This is a genomic window from Haloglycomyces albus DSM 45210 (assembly GCF_000527155.1).
Classification (GTDB): domain Bacteria; phylum Actinomycetota; class Actinomycetes; order Mycobacteriales; family Micromonosporaceae; genus Haloglycomyces; species Haloglycomyces albus.
In genome coordinates this window covers 1-19,191 of record NZ_AZUQ01000001.1, presented here as the reverse complement: position 1 = coordinate 19,191, position 19,191 = coordinate 1, and the positions used below count along the sequence as shown (strand labels likewise).

General features: G+C 58.9%; 19 protein-coding genes. 4 read left to right on the top strand and 15 right to left on the bottom strand.

What is annotated here, in order from left to right:
* Window positions 1-8: 8 nt before the first annotated feature.
* The 14 genes from HALAL_RS0100115 to HALAL_RS17140 all read right to left on the bottom strand — a co-directional run bounded on the left by HALAL_RS0100115 (window position 9) and on the right by HALAL_RS17140 (window position 14,203).
* Complete coding sequence (locus HALAL_RS0100115) at window positions 9-1,169, bottom strand: hypothetical protein (RefSeq protein WP_025272040.1); 1,161 nt, start codon at window positions 1,167-1,169, stop codon at window positions 9-11.
* A complete protein-coding gene (locus tag HALAL_RS0100110) occupies window positions 1,166-2,344 on the bottom strand; it encodes a hypothetical protein (protein ID WP_025272039.1) in 1,179 nt (392 codons plus the stop codon). Before HALAL_RS0100110 ends, HALAL_RS0100115 begins: the two co-directional genes overlap by 4 nt.
* Before the next feature lie 57 nt (window positions 2,345-2,401).
* Window positions 2,402-4,555: a hypothetical protein gene (locus tag HALAL_RS0100105; RefSeq protein WP_051462602.1), complete on the bottom strand. Its 2,154-nt coding sequence runs from the start codon at window positions 4,553-4,555 to the stop codon at window positions 2,402-2,404.
* A 424-nt stretch (window positions 4,556-4,979) separates the two neighbouring features.
* Complete coding sequence (locus tag HALAL_RS0100095; RefSeq protein ID WP_025272036.1) at window positions 4,980-5,339, bottom strand: hypothetical protein; 360 nt, start codon at window positions 5,337-5,339, stop codon at window positions 4,980-4,982.
* Window positions 5,340-5,374: 35 nt separating this feature from the next.
* On the bottom strand, window positions 5,375-6,316 hold the full coding sequence (locus HALAL_RS17150) for a phage tail tube protein (protein WP_025272035.1): 942 nt from the start codon (window positions 6,314-6,316) through the stop codon (window positions 5,375-5,377).
* A 181-nt stretch (window positions 6,317-6,497) separates the two neighbouring features.
* Window positions 6,498-6,923 carry a phage tail termination protein gene (locus HALAL_RS17145; RefSeq protein ID WP_025272034.1) on the bottom strand — a complete coding sequence of 142 codons (426 nt, stop codon included), beginning with the start codon at window positions 6,921-6,923 and terminating at the stop codon, window positions 6,498-6,500.
* Window positions 6,920-7,219: a DUF5403 family protein gene (locus HALAL_RS0100080; RefSeq protein WP_025272033.1), complete on the bottom strand. Its 300-nt coding sequence runs from the start codon at window positions 7,217-7,219 to the stop codon at window positions 6,920-6,922. Before HALAL_RS0100080 ends, HALAL_RS17145 begins: the two co-directional genes overlap by 4 nt.
* 313 nt (window positions 7,220-7,532) lie before the next feature.
* Window positions 7,533-7,931, bottom strand: a complete 399-nt coding sequence (locus HALAL_RS0100070; protein WP_025272031.1) for a hypothetical protein — start codon at window positions 7,929-7,931, stop codon at window positions 7,533-7,535.
* Between the two features lie 66 nt (window positions 7,932-7,997).
* Window positions 7,998-8,963: a major capsid protein gene (locus HALAL_RS0100065; RefSeq protein WP_025272030.1), complete on the bottom strand. Its 966-nt coding sequence runs from the start codon at window positions 8,961-8,963 to the stop codon at window positions 7,998-8,000.
* Between the two features lie 27 nt (window positions 8,964-8,990).
* Complete coding sequence (locus HALAL_RS16330; protein WP_025272029.1) at window positions 8,991-9,533, bottom strand: hypothetical protein; 543 nt, start codon at window positions 9,531-9,533, stop codon at window positions 8,991-8,993.
* On the bottom strand, window positions 9,530-10,492 hold the full coding sequence (locus HALAL_RS0100055) for a VG15 protein (RefSeq protein WP_156937531.1): 963 nt from the start codon (window positions 10,490-10,492) through the stop codon (window positions 9,530-9,532). The genes HALAL_RS16330 and HALAL_RS0100055 overlap by 4 nt, the downstream gene beginning before the upstream one ends.
* Complete coding sequence (locus HALAL_RS0100050; protein ID WP_025272027.1) at window positions 10,458-11,909, bottom strand: phage portal protein; 1,452 nt, start codon at window positions 11,907-11,909, stop codon at window positions 10,458-10,460. Before HALAL_RS0100050 ends, HALAL_RS0100055 begins: the two co-directional genes overlap by 35 nt.
* The gene (locus HALAL_RS0100045) at window positions 11,897-13,495 is read right to left on the bottom strand and encodes a hypothetical protein (RefSeq protein ID WP_025272026.1); all 1,599 of its coding nucleotides are present in this window, start codon (window positions 13,493-13,495) and stop codon (window positions 11,897-11,899) included. Before HALAL_RS0100045 ends, HALAL_RS0100050 begins: the two co-directional genes overlap by 13 nt.
* A 12-nt stretch (window positions 13,496-13,507) precedes the next feature.
* Window positions 13,508-14,203 carry a phage terminase small subunit gene (locus tag HALAL_RS17140; protein ID WP_084471775.1) on the bottom strand — a complete coding sequence of 232 codons (696 nt, stop codon included), beginning with the start codon at window positions 14,201-14,203 and terminating at the stop codon, window positions 13,508-13,510.
* A gap of 774 nt (window positions 14,204-14,977) precedes the next feature.
* Between HALAL_RS17140 and HALAL_RS0100025 the strand changes: the two genes are divergently transcribed.
* Window positions 14,978-15,421, top strand: a complete 444-nt coding sequence (locus HALAL_RS0100025; protein ID WP_156937530.1) for a hypothetical protein — start codon at window positions 14,978-14,980, stop codon at window positions 15,419-15,421.
* A gap of 18 nt (window positions 15,422-15,439) precedes the next feature.
* Here HALAL_RS0100025 and HALAL_RS0100020 read toward each other — a convergent pair whose 3' ends face one another.
* Window positions 15,440-16,438, bottom strand: coding sequence for a hypothetical protein (locus HALAL_RS0100020; protein WP_156937529.1), 999 nt, complete (start codon window positions 16,436-16,438; stop codon window positions 15,440-15,442).
* A gap of 913 nt (window positions 16,439-17,351) precedes the next feature.
* On the opposite strand from HALAL_RS0100020, the gene HALAL_RS0100015 reads away from it, so the two are divergent.
* The 3 genes from HALAL_RS0100015 to HALAL_RS18860 all read left to right on the top strand — a co-directional run.
* Window positions 17,352-17,876: a hypothetical protein gene (locus tag HALAL_RS0100015; RefSeq protein ID WP_025272022.1), complete on the top strand. Its 525-nt coding sequence runs from the start codon at window positions 17,352-17,354 to the stop codon at window positions 17,874-17,876.
* Window positions 17,877-17,881: 5 nt separating this feature from the next.
* Window positions 17,882-18,430: a hypothetical protein gene (locus tag HALAL_RS0100010; protein ID WP_025272021.1), complete on the top strand. Its 549-nt coding sequence runs from the start codon at window positions 17,882-17,884 to the stop codon at window positions 18,428-18,430.
* A gap of 560 nt (window positions 18,431-18,990) precedes the next feature.
* On the top strand, window positions 18,991-19,191 hold a 201-nt coding region (locus HALAL_RS18860; RefSeq protein ID WP_035534262.1), incomplete at its 3' end, for a hypothetical protein.

Here is a 19,191-nt window from a genome sequence, read left to right as displayed (position 1 = left end):
TGTTCCTTTTATTGGTCGTTGATGATCGTCTCTAGCGCCCACACGACTGAGCCCTCCAGTGTGAGCCTAAGGGCCGCCGCGTCACGGTAGGTGCCGGTGAGACCGTGCAAATCGCCCCAGGTGATTTCGGTTGATTCGAAAATGCCGAGTGGCGCGTAGACCGGTGTCAATTCGGTGCGCCAATCGCGCGCGCCGGTGGTCACATCAAATATGATTTCGTTGACTGAGCCCAGTCCGTACCACCCGTTGGTGACTGTGTCGGACAGAATCCCAGGGAATTGCACACATATGGGGTTTTTGCGGATGAGGCTGCGGACCAGGAGCGAGTCGCGAGACGTATGGGTATACAGGTGCGTCGCGAGTGTGGCGGCTCGGCGGGGTGTCCAGGCGGCGAATGCCCTCCCTTGGGCACGAGGAGACGCGGGCCAAAAATACTCTGATTCGGTGTCGTAGGAAATCTCGGGTGGGCCGGTCAGGTGTGCTCTGGCCGGGGTCAACGGTGATTGGTGACCGCGCATTATCAGCGCCCCATCAGACGTCGGCCCAGTAATGGTGTTGGACGCTACCCATGTGTCGCTATTGGTCTCAGCGACTTCGTAGCACAGGCCGGTCGCGTCGAGGGGTGGCACGTAGTCAATGACGGCCGTGACCCCGGCGGTGACAGATATGGGCTGTCGCATGTAGTTGGGTTGGTGGCGGTAGGTTCCGCTGTAGCGCACAGCCACCTCGGTGTCGGCTTCGGCGGTGATGGATAGTCGCACGGCCGCTGACCGGGGCATCGCCACCGCATACACATCAGAGATCAATAACGACCTCCAATCGGGGAACGGTGAGATATTTGGGACGGTACGGATTTGGTAGACCTCGAACCCCGTGGCGGTCAACTGGACCCGCGTCCGGAATGTTTCAAACGCGATTTTCGAGGTGGTCAACACGTCGTAGATTGTGGTGGCCGTTTCATCGGACACGGCCAGTCGCGCCCAGACGTCACCGTCGATGGTGTCGACAATCGATGGCACACGCAGCCAGGTTCCGTTGCCGATAAACGAGATTTTTGACTTGTCGTAATCGTCGGCCCCCAATTTGTTGATAAGGGTGTCGCTGTTGGTCGTGCGTCGGTAGGTGAGTGGATCGGTAGTGCCCGTCACCAACATGCGGACGAAACTCATGGGACCTCCTCGATGTAGCGGACGTTGGACAGCGACGCGAGGGTGTAGGAGGCGCTGCCGGCGCGGCCGATAGGGAGAGCGAGCCGCGACACCATGTAGGGCGCGGTCGTTGCGCCGGCCAAGTGGACCACATCGCCGAGCTGCACTCCCCAATGTGGAAGCCCGGTGACGGTGAGGGTGTGCCTCCCTACGCCCGTTGCCGCGTGGACGTCGTCGGCGTACTGGGTGAGTGCCTGGCTGGCTTCATCGTCGGTGAGGTTGTCGAGGTTGTATTCCACACGCCGGATCAGGTGGCCGCGATAGTCACCGGTGGCGGTCGCATCGCTATGCCGGATCGCAGTGCGAATCCGACTGTCGTGTATCCCCCACGCCTGGATGGCATTGGGGAGATCGTACGGCGTTATTTCGATGTCGTCGACATCGACTAGTGCGCCGGGAATGACCATGTCGGGGTTGTTGATGCGATCCAGTGCCATAGCCCGGACGTCTCGGCCGATGACCGGATGGTTATCGGCATCGTAATAAAGCCTCCAATTGTGTTGTGACAGCCATGCCTGGACGGCTTGATGCACGGTGGTCGACACCTGCGGCCACGACACCGCCTCAGCGGTCGCGTAGTCGTCGGCCGTGACACCGTCAAACCGGGTGGGTCGTTCGCTCCACAGTGGTAGAGACCCAGTGCGTATCAACGGTTCTACATTAGGTGCTATAGCGGCGTAGTGGTGGCCGTCGTCGGCTTGGCTGGTCACGATGGGCGGAGGAGATTCGAGCGGAGCCGAGACCTGGCGCAACATATAGTCGGCCAGTTCAACATCGATGGTGTTGTGACGCGGCCGGTACCGCAGTGACTCAACAATGAGCGATTGAAGCTGTATCGTGCGCTCATGTGTCGGCAGTTCGGGGTAGAGATGGGCATAGAGCACAACCTCGGCCCCGTGTTGCAATACCTCAGCCAGATCGTCGGATGAGACGATACCGCCGCAATACACCGTGCCGGTGAACCGGCGGGTAACTGTTTGTGCCGCATCCACATTCAGGGTCCCGTCGACGGGAATATTCGTCCATATCGGGCTGATGGACCGACCCGCACCATAGTAGATATCGATGGAGGCGTGCGCGTTGAGAGAACGCTGAAATAGTTCAATGGGGTGGGGCAACCAGGGAAACGTGATCACACGGGCTCCAATCATGAGAACCAACAGGGGCCACCGGCCGCGCGGCCCGACTGTGCCCTACCAGGCGTAGCCGGACCGCACCGCACGGGTTTTGCGACGATCGTCGTAACTGATCTCGGTGCGCACGAGATCTCTAATCGGCTGGTCACCGAGATACACGTTGACCCGCACGTCAGGTGGAGAGTGGGACGTGGCAGTATCCACCGTGATTCGTGACAGGCCGGTCGCATCAGCAATGCTCTGCCCCAACGATGAGAACGGCTCGACCACTGGCGTGGCGTCGATCTGGTGTTGGCCCATCGCCACCATTCGGGGGGCGAGAGCCGTTCGAGGCGTGGGGCCATTGGTCGACGTTGAGGTAGAGAACGGCCATAGGTCGGTGACGCTGGAGATAGCCGACGTGACACCGCTGGCCTCGGATAGGATGCCGTCGATGAGCCCACCGATGAGATCCTGGCCGGCACCGTACAACGTGTAGGACAGATCCCCCAGCCACCCCTCGATTTTGTCGGGCAGGGCGAGGAAATACGATCGCAGCCGCGATCCGAATTGGCCCAGGACGCGTAGGGCGCTGAGGAAAATGCGCGCCAGCTTGGATGGCAACTGCCCCAACCACGACAAAAAACCGTGTAGTGCGGTCCGCAGATGCGCAATCATGTCGTCCCACACCGACGTGACATTGAGTTGGCCATTAAACATGACCAGGTAGATGCTATCCCAAAATGCCTCCCAGCCGCGTTTCGCGGCGAACCACCATTCGACGAGCTGGCCGGCCATTCCTCGGAGCCAGCCGAGGTAGTCGCCCCACGCATCGACGTACCACTCACCCAGGTCAACAAAGACCTCCTTGATGGACTGTCCGATACTGTGGATACCGCGCCCGATGCTCATGACGAGATTCATCATCCCAGCGGCGACTTCCACCATAAACGCGAAAAATTTCGCAAACACAATGCTGAGGATAATGATGTTGGTCAACGTTTCCGGGTCCGACAGAACGTTGAGGATGCGGGTGACGACGTCGACGAATGTCGCCATCGCGGCAGGGGCGACGGCGGCCAGTGCCGCCAAAAACTCCGCAACATGTGGTAGTAGATCGCGGAGGCCATCAGCGACAGCGACAAACGCGCGTGCGAACAGGTCCTGGTCGTCAGCGAGTGAAGAAAAGAACTCTCCGATCGCGGCACCGAGGATGCGCATACCGACCGCGATTTTGTCCCAAAACGTCGAATACGCCAGTTTATTCATCGCATCGGTCAGGGGCGGCAGAATCGCTAGTACCAGCTCACGCAACGCGAGGAAGAACGGCGTAATATTTTTCGCGGCGGCCTCAAAGGCATCCGCGAGCCGTTCGTACATTATGGTGCCCGGTTGCAGATCGTCGGCTATGCCCCGCAACAGGTCTTGAAATTCCTCGATAACAGGCATGGCTAGCGTGCGTAGAGTGTCGGCCATTTCCGACAGGCTGGCCAAAAAACCACTACGCAAGTTTTCGTCGGTGGCCACGAGTGCGAGGCCGACGACGGCAAACAGACCGGGGAGCGCTCCAAGAGCGACGGCAGTGATGGCGGCGAGAGCCGCTACCGCTCCGAGTACGGCTGTGGCAATCGCACCAAGGATGGTCATGGTGATGATCGCCTGGATGATGCCAGTGACGATCGCGGAAGCGGCCTCACCAATCGGCCCCAGAGCATCGCCCAATTTAGACAAAGTGGTGGTGATATGGTCGACCACCATACGTACCGCCGATTGCACGGCGTCGCCAAAGAGGCCGGCGATTTTCACCGCACCTTTGGTAACGGCTTTAGTCATACCTCGTATAAGTGCGCCTCCGAGGACAACACCCATGCGTGCGACGGCGGAAAACCCACCTGCCAGCCACGACCCGAGTCCTGAGCCGCGCCGCTGCACGGCTTCCTTGAGGCGTACGTGGATGGTAGAGGTTCGGTCCCGAGCGACAGTTTGCAGACGGGTTTCGGCACGCACCGTCCCGGTGACGGTAGCGGCAACCTGCATGGATCGGTCACGGGTCACCGCAGCAACGCGTCGTTTGAACCCGTCGGCATTTTTCAACACCAACGGAACCCGAACCTTGACGCGATGTTCGATCGTTGCCAAGGCCGCCTCAGTGCGGCGCTTGAATTGAGACGTATCAGGTAGGACACGAATATGGGTGCGGCCGGACTCGAAGCCGCCGGGGGATTGCGGCATAATCGTCTCCTCACATGCTCAGGGAGCTGCACTGTCCGGCCAGCCCCGGAGTCGACCACAGGATCAGTGCCGTTGAGAGCGGCTAGGAGTGGATTACTGCGTGATTTGGGTTGTTGGCCTGGGCGCGGGTAGGGGCGGGGGTCCTTGATCGCGCGCGGGTTCGACGACGCCGACCGGGCAGTGATGACGGCGACCCAATGCACCGCATCAATAAGGTCTGCGAGCATATGGGCGTGCCGATCCCAGCCGGTGTGCTCAGCGCCGGAGACGGCGAGAGCATAGCGGGATTCGCGTGGTAGTTGCCTAACCACCGCTAGGATCACACGTGCGGACTGCTGACCGGTGACCCAATCACGGAGATCAACACCGTAGTAGTGCATCAGGTCTGCGGCCAGCTCATCCCCATGCGTGTCGATCAGCGTGGCTAGGCTGAGGTTTCCCCCAGGTCCACGTCCTCAGCCCATTGTTCAAAAAGGACCGTGCGGGCGTCGATCGGCATATTTTCCAGGGAATCGCGCATAGAGTCGGCATCGTCGGCTACCGCGATGAGGACATTGTCGATGGCGTCGAGTTGCGCGACGGCATCGGTGTTGTCATCACTGATGACCGATTGGACTGATTGGACTACCTTCATTGCGGCCTTATCCAGCATCGGGATGGGTCGCAGATGCACCAAATGGCCGTTCTTCGCGGTGAACGGCAGTCCATGGCCGTGTGAATCGGTAGCAGCGTCGACGAGACTGTCAAACGACAGGATGTTGTCGGAATTATTGGATTGGGCCATTCGGAGCGCCTTTCGTCATCAATCTAAGGGTGTGTTTAGGCGGGTACGGTGATGTGCTCGGAGGTATCGGTGAGCGCATGGGTGGAAGTGCCGCCGGTGTTGTGCGCCGTCACTGCCAGCCCCCAATCGCCACTATCGGGGAATGAGATCGCCTCCGAGGGGCAAATCCACCCCGAGGCCAGGTCGGAGGGAGGATCAGGATGATCGTCGGAATCGATCAGCGACGCTACATCGATACGCGTGTAGGAGTTGGGATCGCCCCGCGAGGCGGCTGGGTAGGCATACAGCGTGTACCCGTCCGGGCTGCCGCCAGTGGTGGGAGGAGCCCACGCACACCAATAAGTCGGCCCCGAACCCCATACGCGCACATCCGGCGGAGCTGACGGAGCAGGCGGAGTGACTGGTTTGGGGATGGGGATACGGGGGGTGATTTTACCGGGGTAGGCGGTGTCGGCAGTGTTTCCTGTCAACACCGTGGCACGCACGGGGATCTCGGTCAGATTAGCCGGGTCGTACTCGATCGCACCATTACCGATGATCGTCACACGCGGGTAGTATTCGGCCACCATGTGGTCGGCGTCCACGGCGATGATCAGTAGTGCCCTGGCCTGCGCAACAGGCGATTCCGGAATGACAAACGTGCCGTCCGGATCGGCGCTACGACTGGAGCCGTAATACAGCCGATACGACTCCACGGTAAAATCCTCCAGCTTAATGTCCAGCGAATAGGTTTTCTTAGGGTTCGTCAACCGCAAGTTGGGTTTTTGCCACGAACCTTTGGTTTCCGGATCATCACCATCAACGGCGTGGCTGATGCCGTTGTCCAGCGACGTGTTTCCGATCGAATCCCACTGGCCACTACCCCATCCGTCGGGTGTGGCGGGATCGATAATGGACGCGAGGGGTGGCATGAGGGTGTCGGGTGGGGCAACGTATATGTACCCCACAGCGGGGATAACAGCGTCATCGGTGTTCACAAACGCTCCTGTGAGGGGGTTAAGGGAAAGGGCGTTGGGGCATAACGTGTCTGCGGTGCTTGTCGACGAGGATGAGTTGAACTGCACCGCTTCAGAAGTATGTGAGAAATGAATTTGTACAGAAAGGTAGTCGGAAGAGGTTTCCTACGAGGTGGTTTGGCTCACCACTAGACGGGTGCTACTACGAATCGGAAGTTGCTCTGACCGCGCGGACGTTCAGCTGCGCAGAAAGGGAGAATCGCGATAGATCGGGAATTTCTGCGGTGAACTCGTCGCGCACGAGAAACGGCCCAACGATTTCACGGTAGCGTTGCAGAACACCACCATCAGCCTGGAATTGGTCATGGGCGGCCTGGAATAGACTGCCGCGCACGGTGCGGCCGAGGTGAGAGGCGGCTCGGCGCGTCTCGGCAAAACAGTTGACCTGTACGGTGGCCTGATCAAAATGGCGCGGATCGGGGGCAACACCGGAGACCCGACGACATGCCACCAGCGGCAGATGCTGCCACCATTGGGCGGGCACCTCCACCATCACCCGCACGCTGTTATCGAGATAGTGCCGCAGCGCTGCGAGAATCACCGCCTCGGCGTCAGGGAGAACGATCACTGCCGTAGCGCCGCCTCCACCGCGCCAACACCGTCTACCCATTCGCCAGTATCGCGGTTGATGTGGCCGAAATTCTTCAGTGCCGCCTGGCGGTCTTCGAATTGAACGGCGTAGCCCTTTTTATAGCGACGCACCCGGATTGAATCAAGAAACGTACCGGTCCGGGTATGTTGCGCCGCCTGGACACGCGCCCGATGGGCGCGCTTATCAGCCTCGGCACGCACCACACGCAACACACTACGCATCCCGGCGATTTTGACGTGCGCTCGTTTATACACATGCGCGATAACGATCATCCTATCCGTGTCACGATAGCAGTGGTGAATTCTGTCCGTGGCGAGGAACGATGCCGCATGGGATGCTCGATGACATTGCAGCGCATACCATCAAACTCCACCCGCGACCACCGGTCAATAGAGACCGGGCCACAGATCAGCTTAAAATTCGCGCTATCGGTGTAGCCTTCCTCGGCTTCGCGACGCGACAGCGGTTGCACAAACGCTTGGAGCGTCATCGGGGGTCCTTCACCGGGGCGCACACCCCCATAACCGTCGTCGACCTCGATAGCCGGCCAGACGGTGACAGTCACCGGGGCACGATGGAAGATCGTCACCGTGCCACCCCCCACGTTTGTGAGTGTGGGGCGACAGCGCGGTTGACCCGCACCGACGTCAATCCCACGTGGCCAGCCGCGCGACGGATGACATGTGCTTCGGTGTCGGTGAGGGCCACTCCTGCTGGGGTGTCCCGCGACAGACGATAACTATATTCGCCGGCCTGTTCGGAAGCCATGCCGTCCGGGTTGCGGACACGTCGTTCGGCCACCGCTAGAACGACCACGCGCACCACAGCCGGTACGGTATCGGTCGACCACGTGGGTCGGCCGTACGAGAGCACCAATGCCGAGGCATCATCGAGAGCAGCGATGGCTTGGTCCTGTTCTGGCCCTTCGGGGATTGGCCGCCCCAAACGCGCCTCCAGCTGAGCGAGGGTCGCCAACGCAACCATACGTCTCCCTCCCTAGTTTGCACTGCAAACTCTTACATGCACCGCCGCCACTGTGGCACAGGTGGTTTACTTCTTCTTTGCCGTTACGGACGTGGTGGGTGCTGGCCCGACAGTGTCGAGAGAGGCTGAGACGATTCGCTTCTCATCCAGGGTCTTGACGCCGGCGAACTGCTGCACCAATGACAGGTCGCGGACCTTGCCGGGAGCATAGTCGAGTACCCATCGCAAGCCGAATCCCTTGTGAGAGGCCGTTCCGGACGACTTGGCACCCATCGGGGCTGCCATGGGGCGCGTCACGTAGGCGATCGCATCGCGCGTCAACGCGTGCATTTCTTTATCAGCAATCGAGTTCGATTGGACGACGGTGAATCCTCGGAGTCGTCCAATGACGGCATCCCGGAGAGCACCAGTGGAGGCCGATTTATCGAACTCGGTCAGCTCCTTGATACTGACAAGCTCCTCGGCGACCTCAGCGCCGACAAGAAGGACGCGGCCGGCCAATGGCACGTTAGCCTTGGTGAGCTGAGTGCCCATTTTGGTGACTACTCGCAGGATCGTGTCGGCGCGGACGGCCTCATTGTCCGGGCGGGCGTTGAACTGTTCGGCTAGCACGTGTTCGACTTGTTCGGCTACAGCAGCGGCCTGTGGCTGCAACACCTGAGAGGTAAATTTCTTAAGCGTCAATGTGTTGGTGGCGTGGCCGATGCCCGCGCCGTGGTAAATATCCTTGTCGATAACGATGTTGACGAAATCTTCGGTGAGGCCCTCGTATTCGATGTCGGTCTCATGGTCATCGGCACCCGTTTTGATCTTCGCAGAGGTGACAGCTGAGATCGGGACCGTGATAGAGGCACCGACGCCGGGGATGAACTCGTTTTGATAGTCGCGGTTGACCAGACGACCGAGGACGAGATCCTTATACAGGATGGACAACGCGGTCTTAGCGATTTTGTTGGGGGCGTTCTCATCCGTAAGGAAACCGGTTAGGGTGCCTTCGCCAGCGGGAGCGGTGGTGGGGTTCTGGATAGCCAAGAAGGATCTCCTAAGTAAACGGGAAGACTAAAAGGGCGTGTCCGGGGCGTCGAGCAACAGGTCGGCGAGCTGGTCGGGATCGTCTGGCAACGGGCTGTCAGTGGGGTCCATGCCGCCACGTCCCAGTCCGGTGGGACGCGGCTGTAGAGCCTCCGCGATCCGTTTCGCATCAGCCTCCATGGCCTCGGCCGTGTCGCCCTGGAGACGATCAGCGACAACACTAGGCAGCCCGAATCGATGGGCCAACTCATCACGAGTGCGTTCTGTGCGCACCTGACGTAGTTCGGCGCGCAGCTGTTCCACCTCCGTTTGAAGTGTTGAGGTGGCCTCGTCGTCCGTTGCGTGGAGGTCGGCCATCAGCTGGTGGAGGTCGGTGTCATCGTCCGAAGTGTCGTTGTCAGCGTCATCGGGGGCGGTTCGATCGTCTATCGTCTCGCTGGGGGTGGCCGCATCGGTGCTGCTGGTGGTGTCGGGGTGTTGAGACGAATCCGTTTCTGTGTCTGCCGAGTCGGTGTGGGATTCGTCGGACGCTGTTGCGGCCGCGTTGTTGTCGTTCTCGTTGTCGCTCATCGTGCCTTCCTAAGTTGGTTGTTGAACCACTTACGCCAGGTCAAGGACGGGGTGTCTTTGCGCTCCTTGTCGAATCGCTGCCACAGGTCGACCCAGCGACGTTCGGCGGCAGGGATGTTGGCCAAAGGGTGGCCGTCGTCGATCCATGAGGGACGTACGTCGCAATTGCAATTGTCGTGGTAGGCGTGTCCGTCCTCGCGCCTGTGGGCGGTGCGTTTGGATTTGTAGTACGCGCCCTGGCTGGCCAGCATGGCGCACCAGTAACAGGGGTCTCCATCGGTGATGCGGAACCATCGCTTTACTTTTTTGTCCCGCTCGATCGCTTCGGCGGTCGCGTCGCGTGCCCCGTCTTGGGCGATACGGGCCGCGTTCGCCGCCGAGCTGCGTATGATGGCGTTCTTAACCCGGTTCGCCTCCGGCCCTGCCTCTTTCGATACCTGCAACTCGCCATCGACGATGCGGGCTTTGCCTTGCTTCTCCCACCGCTCGACCTTCCGTTTCAGTCGGGCCGGGCCGCGGGAGAAGTACGAGGCGGCCAAGGTGCGTTCCATCTTGTCCGGCCGCCACCGGTCCCAGACGGTTTTATCGATTGGGATGGTTTTGCGGCCACCGCGCGGGATCGGCCGGCCGGGCTGGTCGGCGGAACGGTAGAACTGGCGCCAGAGGTCCGCGAGCTTCACCGATGTGGCTTTCTCACTGGGGAGGGCGACGGTGCGGCCGAGTTCGAGCGCCCGCAACAGCCGGTAGCGGGCGATAGCGAGGTTTCGGAACGCGAACCTGTGAGAGGTCATGGTGGACACGAGTTGCCACCACGCGGCGGCCGGTGTGCGATACAGCTCGGCCAGTGTGACTGCCGTCCATGCAGCGAGAGCGTCGCGCATCGCACGCGTCGCGAGGTCCATATAGGCTGCTCGATAGGTTTGATCAACCTCGTTGATCTGTGCGCGCGGCACCGCCACGAGATCCACCTCCACCCGCCTGAGCGATAACATCTTCGAATTTCGTAGCAAGACTCGTAACGCCGTCGCTGGCGTCCACCTCGTCCTTGATATTTTCAATATCGATTTGGGTGAGGCCAGGAATTTTGTTGAGCAACGCGGTAACGGGGATACCGGTACCTACCAGTTTGACCACTGCATCGGCCGCCTGCGCCAGCGAACGGTTGCCCCGGTCGGCCCACGTGACCTGACTCTGCTCATCCTCGGCAGCCGCCCTATCGGCTGCGACGGAGGCCATGAGTCGAAACACCGACTCCCATGATTCTCCGAACGCGTGTTGCACCGTTTGGATTTTGCGCTGGAACGCAGTTTCGGCCGCCGCCAACGCCTCGGCCGACAAATTAACCAACCCAGTGGTCAGATACTGCGGCGGCGTTTGCGTAATCGCCAACAGATGTTTCAAATCCGCCTCGATTGAATCGAGGAAGTCCTTAGTGGATGTTCCTTCGAGTTGTCCGATCGTGGCATCAGGGTTGGACAGGTGCCACATTTGACCAGGGTCAGCCGTCACCGGGGCAGGAATCGGCATGTCAGTATCGGGGTCAATCAACGGCTCGCCGGTCTCAGCGTCGACCTGATACGTCGGCGTCAATCCAGTGACATACCGCACCGTATGTGCCGTCCAGTGCTGCGCTACCAGCTGATTCATTGACGTCTGGTTGATGCGGTCTTGGAGGGCAATGATCGGCTCGACATAGCCGGAAGTGCGGCCGTCGAGGTCGATCTCGGTTGCGATCCGGATGACCGGGCAGACCCCCATTTGGTGGGGGGTGGACCGGACGGGTTGGTATTCACCGTTGATGTCACGGTAGACCGTCACGGCCCGATCGTCGTAATAGGTGACCTCACGAGGCGTGCTCCCCACCGCATCAATATTGGGCACTCCCACTGCGTACAACGGGTACATATCGCTGGACGGATCATCATAGGCCGCCCACATCCGGATGGCTCTATGCGCCCTAACGAGTGGCTGTCGCGGGTCAGTGCGGCTAGGGAGGACGGTGATCCAGGCATGGCCGTCAGCCAATGCGGCCCGATGCACACGGGTTTGACGCTCATCCAACCGATTCATTTGCCAGCGATACCAGTCGTCGGCGGCGTCACGACCGTCGCCGCGCACATACCCCTCGATACTGAGCGCGTTACAGGCGGCATCCAGGATCATCGGGATCATGTTTTTCGTCGACCGTTGGGCCAGCAGCTTATACTCTTGGCTATATTTTTGTGGTAGGTAGGGTCCATCGTGGTTGCCGCGTACATACCGGTCGATCCGGTTGAGCCGCACCGCATCTGTTGACAGCGCATTGAGCGCGTGGCGGATGCGGTCGTTGGGGATGGAGTCGTCAGATTGTTCGGTGGGAGTGGTTAGGTGACCCACGCTGAGCCTCCAATCCGGGGGTTGATCGGTCGTTTTGCCTTACCGGCCTCGACAAGCCGGGTGCGGCCGATATGGCAGAGAAGAAGCGCCGCGTAGGCGTCCACTTTGTGCCGGGAATGTCGGGACTCTTTGCCGAAGCTGATGCCGTGGTTGTTGTAGCGGCGTCGGGCGTTGCGGACATGGCGGCCGAGGCCGTAATGACCCTCGTGGCGCAGCGTTCCGGTGTTGATGGAGCCGACGAGGGCCGCGTTGGCGTCAGTGATTTCGCGTTGGTTGACGCGCATGTCGTAGCCAACATGGGACTTAGCTGAGGGTTTGATATCGAGCCGGGGGCCATAGGTCTCGGACCACTCGTTGACGTACGTTTCCCAATGCGCCACGTCGGACAAGAACGCAGCCACGTCGTAGTTGGCGTAGGTCCAGGCGACCCGATCGGAGACTTCTTGCTTGTCGATCTCCCAGCCGTCAGCGGCTGGACCGTCCGGGCGTTCCCACAGGCCCACGACATGGGCCAACCGGTCAGAGACGCGCATGGCTATGAGAGCGGTGGAGTCGTCGCGTTCGCCTCCGTCGAGGCCGAGGACGATCCGGTCGCCGGCCTGGAGCCGGTCGTTGGTTTCGCAGGCGGCCCACGCGGCGGGGTCGACCAGGGCGTCATCGGCGGCCGTCACGATGTTCAAGTATTTGCGCAGGACTTCATCACGGGGTGTGGCGCTGGCTCGGACCTGCTTGACGATGTTGGTCGGGTTGACCCAGTGTGCGCCACCGGCAGCGACCCGGATGGCTTCCTTCAGTTCGTCGACGTCGTCGAGGTTGACGTTCGGGGGCGCTTCGATCGAGTCGTAGTATTGGCGCCCCAATCCCTCGTCGGCGTCGGGGTTGTCCTGTTGTTTCTGCCAGGCGACCCACGTCAGTTCGGCGACGGAGTCCTGTCCGATCACGGGGGCGTTCGTGAGCTGCATGGTGCGCGAGCCGTCGATTTTGGCGATGTTGCCGCCGATGGTCGACCACACGAGCGGGCCATGATTGGTGTCGACCCAATGCCAGGTCTCATCACAGATTGCGAACGAAGGGCGACCACCCTCAGCGGCGCGGTACGAGGCGGGTTTGGCCTCCAGAATGCAGAAACGACCATCCACATAGGCGTGGTAGCGTTCCTGGCCAGGATCGACCTGGTAGCGTTCCATCGCAGCCGGGTTCAGAAGCGAATGGACCGACAGCATTATGTTCTTGTTCTGGTCGCTCGAGGTTGAGAACACCTGGACCCACGCCTCATCGGGCCGGACAGCGATCGGATAGCCGTGCTCGTCCCAACCCCCAAATCGACAGGGGGCTAGAAGTTCGATCAGTGCCAGGGCAGCGGCGAACGGGCTCTTGCCAGCGCCCTTCATGCGGCGGATAGTGCCGGCGTCGTGTATCCAGCGTCCGTTATCGTCGATCTGGTACCAGCGGTAGAGGATGCGCAACTGTTCCTCGGTGAACTGCCAGGAGTCGGAGAAATTCTCAGCCGTCCACCTGATGATCTGTGGGGCGAGAGTCCTGATCTTCGAAGGGATGACGTCGGGGATCGTGCGAACCGGCTCCAAACGCTCTCCTTCCTACAGGTAGTCCGCGTACGCCTCCATCAATCGGGTCAATCCAATATCGTCGGCGGATGTCTTATTTAGATTGAGCTGAGCCTTGCGGCGTGCGCCTTCCGTGGTCAGCAGCAGCGTCGTCGCCTTCTGGATGGAGGCGTAGACCTTGCCGGACATGCGTTCACCGGAGGTCACGAACCGATGGATAACCTCGGCAACGAACACCGCGAACGCCCAATCGGTGGTCTGGTACCACATTGCCTGTCCCGACAGCGGCAACGCGTCGAACCACTCGCGGGCAGCAGGGTGCCAGTGCGAGTAGGCGGCCGGCTGAGTCGCGGCCGTGGTCTCGACCTCGACGGCCAGACGTCGCCGCGTGCCCTCGGTGGTGAGAAAATCGTCGGTCGCGTCGATGACGGCCGCAAGCAGGTCAACAGCGATGGGTTTCGTGCCATTGCTGGTGAGTAGCTGCGACATGGCCAGGCCGAGGATGCGTAGTTCTGCCCAGTCGGATGCGTCGAACAGGTAATTGGCGGGGGTGTCGGAGAACGAGTCGACGAAATCGGCGGCGATCGGGTGGAGTTGATTGGTGGGCACCTCGGATATACGAGTATCGGTCACCCCGGTTCCCGCATTGCCGGGGACGTGTAGCGTCTCGATAATGGGGCCATTGCGTCGCCGGCGGGCCTCCGACCGTTTTGGTACAGGCCCGGTCATGACGCCGATTTTCTCGACGACGGCAAACCTGGGTATTTCGCTCGGATCGCGGCTTTGACTTGCGCTTTCTCATCCGTCGTACCGTGTGCCGCAACATGAGCGAGCGCAGATATGGCATGGCGACGCGTCACGATCAAATATTTTCGCTTCTCCGGGATCGCATACGCTGAATCCGGGAGGCGAATGCGTTGCCGAGCCGTCGTTCGTTTACCAGGTTTGAGGTTCGTAGCCACTAGGGGGATTCTCCGTTCATGATTGCCTCGGCGCATCTAATCCGTTCAGCGCGGGCGATACGTCGACCATGAGCCGACTCACGAGCCGTTTTGCGGGAGTGGTGCCAGTCGCACACTAGTTGTAGGGCTTCCACCCGGTGGTCGTGGGCCGCAACAGCATGGTCAACGTCGGTGCCAGCGACGCCACATCGTTCCCCGGTGTCATACCGGATGTGTTCACACAACCCGCCTGACCGATTAAGCACCGCTCGGCGCAACATTGGCCACTCAGGTGGGAGATCATGGCGGCGAGTTGAAGTTGACCATGCCAATAGGACACCACTCTTTCGATGTGAAAGTTTGCACTGCAAACCCTGACAATAAGTCGCACAATAGACCCCCTGGTTAGGGAATTTAGGCTGGACAGCCCTGATATTTCAACCTCACCAGGGGCACGGTAGCGACACCGTGGAGGGGAGAGGGGTACACCCGACTAGGAAGCCGGGAGACTAAAAAACCTTCTACTATATATATTCAGAAAAAACACCATGTTTTTAACCTCGTGGCGCAGAAAAAATTCCTCGCACCCCGATATGTTGAAAACATGCCCTGGTATTGGGAAATTATGCTATTTACCGCAGCCGCCGGGATGCTGACTGCGGCAGTGCAGTTCACGTGGCGCATCGCGATGCGGTGCGCCAACGATACCGACATATCCGCCTCGATAAAATTTCTCGGCCTGAGCGCCAGCATTTCGTGTCATAGGACAGTGCCCATCGATCCCGATTCAGAGCCAGAACCATATCCAGACGTGTGGTTCGGCCGGGTCCGTCCGATCATATCCGGCTCGGGATCTGTCACCGGTTGGCTCTGCCAGACCCCCGATACCCTAGACGTCGACCTCCACTCCAGCGATTGGATGACCGGACGTGCTGCTAAGGAATGGTTGGTGTTTCACCAAAATGGCGTGGGTACATATCCAATGAAAGCGCCTGACCAACAATAGGGTTGGCTTGATGACCTGTTAGCTAGAGCGCGCCTGGCGGACCTGCGAAACAACCGTGCGAACCTGATCAAGTTCATCGTTCGTATACGAGTCAGGTACGTAGGCTAGTATGCCCGGATCATCGGTGCGGAACCAGATCGGATTGAACGCCCGGAAGTAGATTAGGCCCTGGTGTCCATTCAGCCCCGTCATACTACCGCCAACTAGAAACCTATTTTGAAACGCGTACAGACATTGGGAATTTAGAAGTGGAAGTTCGCTGAGGGCTAGACGGGTTGAGGTCGGCCAGATTCGAACAGCGTTGCCAGACACCTCATCGGGGTGAACAATTTCCGCGTTTGGGTGATGAGCAACCTGGACAAAAACCTGTCGATCGAATCTGGTTCTCAGTCCAAAATTCCTGACATACGGAGTTGTTGGTGTTGCCCCAGATTTCGAAATAGTTGCCAGCGGTATCCGATTAAGCACCTGGTAGGGATCAGCAATCGTTGCGGAGTCAGCGACAACGAGCCACGCACTCATATCACCAGGGATGCGCCCCTGGCCAATAGAATCGTATACAGAATCATCAAAACTAATCGAGTCGTCACTATTGAGTTGGTACCTAAATTTTGCCCATGACACCGTCGTACAACGATGGGCCAGCAACGCGACTGTTTTGATCCACCACCGAGACGCTTCGAACACCTCATCATCATTAAGGACGGGCCAGACAGGATCATCAGCGATCCCACCCAGCATCTTTTTGACAACCGGTGTAGCACGATACTCATAATTTGCATTTAGTTCCTCGTTGTGGTTGTTGCAGCAGGGGAGTTGAAATTGTGATTTGATGGGAGTATCGACCCTAACCGGCGCACCACTAGCCAAGGTGAGCGGTTCACCATTTACCTCGGCTCTGTGTTCCCCCGGACAGTCGCCGGCGTGAAACCTCATCACCCATTGAGGTAGAAGATGTTCCCCTCTAGGGGAAGACCAAGTATCGCAAAATATGCATTCGTCATCGTTGAATCTCATTCTCTTAATTGTAAGAGTCCTAAGGTGAGCCTCGTAGAGGCTCACCGCCTCTCCTCGGCTCACTCGACCGGTAGGTCGAGTCGAGTCGGCCGACTCCGCTAGGGCTGCGTCGGCCCAAGCCGACGCTGTCGGTCTCGATGGGATCTCGACTCGACAGCGGCCCACCAAGGGCCGCTTGGATTCTTTTCATCGGCTCCTACCGTCGCCGATGATTGTCGCGGCTCTTCTCGCCGCTTCCTCCGTCGCGGCTCGAACCCCTCTACCTATATATTCAGAAAAACTCCACGCCGTTTAACCACATATGACTGAAATCATATATATGGGGAGGTCTGACATCTTAACCGGCTGTTGTTTCGGCAGGAAGCCTCCAAAATACCGGCCTTACTGGATGGTGCTATGACCTGCGAAAACAACCGAGGGAACCCGTACAGAGCCGTGGCGGCACAGACGCGGCGGTGAGGTGCATCGGAAGTGATGGGGGCCATACCCTATCTACCAGTCAAAACGTATTTTAATACCAAATCTGCTGTTGAAGTGTTAAGTTTCGATGAATGAATTCGCAATTTGAACTGCGGAAATGATGTATTCATTGTGTTTTGGGGTTGCGGCATAGCGGATTGAGGCACAAATGATAACCATTAGTAACTACCCAATTGCAGTGCTGTGACCTGGGGCTGTAATCCGGTATGTCCTATTTGTCCTCCCGCTGCAATGCCCGTATGAGCAGGGGGGGGGTAGCTATATCCCTAGTGAAATAGAGGTAGCCCGTTTCGCGGGGACAGCGGGGGCGTGAATGCCACCCATGTTAGATGTGTCACGGCATATTTCAGAGTGTACTTAGACCTCAAATGTGTGTAGCGTGTTGGTCAAAAGTTTGCACTGCAAACCCTGAAAAGAAAGAAGGCACGCACATATGGGCGATTACATTGAATCCCTAGGTAACGGTAATTGGGCCGCGTACGCCAACGGCGCGTATCTCGGAACGTTCGAACAGCGCACCGCCGCCGTCTATGCCGTTGCACGAACCGTTACGGGCGGCCGTGTTGTGCGGTGGGACCGACACAGCAATTACGCCCTGACAGGCGCAACACGGTATGAGGCCGTTATCGCGCCGTACCCGCACGAAATGCACCAACAGGCCAATGTGGTTGCGGGAACACGTTATTTCGCCTGGACGGCTGAACGTTCTGCTGTCCCGCAGGCAATCCACACCTACCTGGGCGCTTTTCGTCTTGTCCAACACAGCAATGGCCTATGCGGCGTTTACTTCCGCACCGTCCAGGGGCGCGAGGAAACAGTCATGTCAGCACTCCCAAGTGTGAGCGCCGCCGTCGACATGATGACCGGGCGGTTTAGTGGTCTGCCGATTGTGGCTATTGAGCACCCGCACGCGCGCGGCGTCTACACGTTTCGAATAGCTAGTGACGAGGGGAATTAGAGCTAATGGGGAAGCTAAAGCAGGAATTCGAATACACGGACTACGGGCAGATTCAAGCAGAGGTAGACACCGTGAATGAACATCCGGAAATGATTGAGGCGCAAATACATTTCACTGTCGGTGAGGGTACCGATTTTCGGACAAGCAAGTCCTATTGCGATACACGACTAAACGGGATTGCAAAACAAGTTGCCCGTGATCTGGACAAGTACCAAGATTTGCGCCTGACACCGAGGTGTGCCATTGAGGGCCTGGACGGGCGAGGAATCAAAGGGGCGCACCGTATTTTCGTTGTGGTCGATATAGGTTCCCCAAAGGGCAGTGTCGCGTTCTACGCCGACCACACTATCCAGCACAGTCCGCGCGGAAATGACCCCACTGCGTGGGAGTCAATTTTCAACAAAACCTACATCTACAAACGTCTAGGCGCGGCAACTCTCTCGCGCCCCTACCGAGGAATCACTAACGATCTGTTGGGTGATCCGGCGCTGCAACCGGCCTGGAAGGGCATAACACGGCGCACAATCCGGCTGACAAACGACGAACACAAATAATAGGGGTCAATTGATGGAATTCGACGTGGATCTTGACGCACTCGACGGAAAGGTAATAGTCCCATTGAAGTTTATAGCCCTCCATGAGGAAATGGACCAACTCGCTGATGACCTAGAAACCTTGTGTTTTGGGCGGGGCGGCGCAACCAGTGCGCGCATAGTTCGCCGCAATACACGTCGGGCACGGCGCAATCAAAGCCATGTCCGGTACATCACCCCAGAGGTTCAAATACCAGTTTCGCAGTGGCGCACGCTATACCGACATTACGCACCACGTTTCGGTTACTGTTCGTCAACTTCTGATTACGTCGCACGTCGCCGCATATTGGTCGCTTCGATCCACGTTCTGGCAACCGCCATGGACCAGTCCGGGCACAGTCATGACGCATTTAGGCGCTATTGGACGAGATCACTCAAGTCTATGGACAAACGGCGCGGCGTTGGATAGCCCATGTCCATTTAGCCTCACTCCGATATAGGCGGCGCGGGTTCATGACCCAGTGAGGCACGGGGCCACCACGGCCCGCATCAAATAACAAAGTGAAAGGAAAAGTAATGTGATGAAGTCTGTCAACCTGACTGACCACCAATGGCGCACTCTCCGCCTCATCATTGATCACGCTACCTATGACATAGACGGGTGGATAGAACTGTCGGAGGAAGACGAGAATCCTGCCCGTAAACACGCGTACGAATCACTGACCGCGGACGCGGTATCGATTGATCACCATATCGCTAGCCAGACACATATTCGCGCCTAC

Coding starts and splice junctions, on each gene's coding strand:
- HALAL_RS0100115 (WP_025272040.1), bottom strand. CDS start 1,169: ATGAGTTTCGTCCGCATGTTGGTGACGGGCACTACCGATCCACTCACC.
- HALAL_RS0100105 (WP_051462602.1), bottom strand. CDS start 4,555: ATGCCGCAATCCCCCGGCGGCTTCGAGTCCGGCCGCACCCATATTCGT.
- HALAL_RS0100095 (WP_025272036.1), bottom strand. CDS start 5,339: ATGGCCCAATCCAATAATTCCGACAACATCCTGTCGTTTGACAGTCTC.
- HALAL_RS0100080 (WP_025272033.1), bottom strand. CDS start 7,219: ATGATCGTTATCGCGCATGTGTATAAACGAGCGCACGTCAAAATCGCC.
- HALAL_RS0100070 (WP_025272031.1), bottom strand. CDS start 7,931: ATGGTTGCGTTGGCGACCCTCGCTCAGCTGGAGGCGCGTTTGGGGCGG.
- HALAL_RS16330 (WP_025272029.1), bottom strand. CDS start 9,533: ATGAGCGACAACGAGAACGACAACAACGCGGCCGCAACAGCGTCCGAC.
- HALAL_RS17140 (WP_084471775.1), bottom strand. CDS start 14,203: ATGACCGGGCCTGTACCAAAACGGTCGGAGGCCCGCCGGCGACGCAAT.
- HALAL_RS0100020 (WP_156937529.1), bottom strand. CDS start 16,438: ATGAGATTCAACGATGACGAATGCATATTTTGCGATACTTGGTCTTCC.
- HALAL_RS0100015 (WP_025272022.1), top strand. CDS start 17,352: ATGGGCGATTACATTGAATCCCTAGGTAACGGTAATTGGGCCGCGTAC.
- HALAL_RS0100010 (WP_025272021.1), top strand. CDS start 17,882: ATGGGGAAGCTAAAGCAGGAATTCGAATACACGGACTACGGGCAGATT.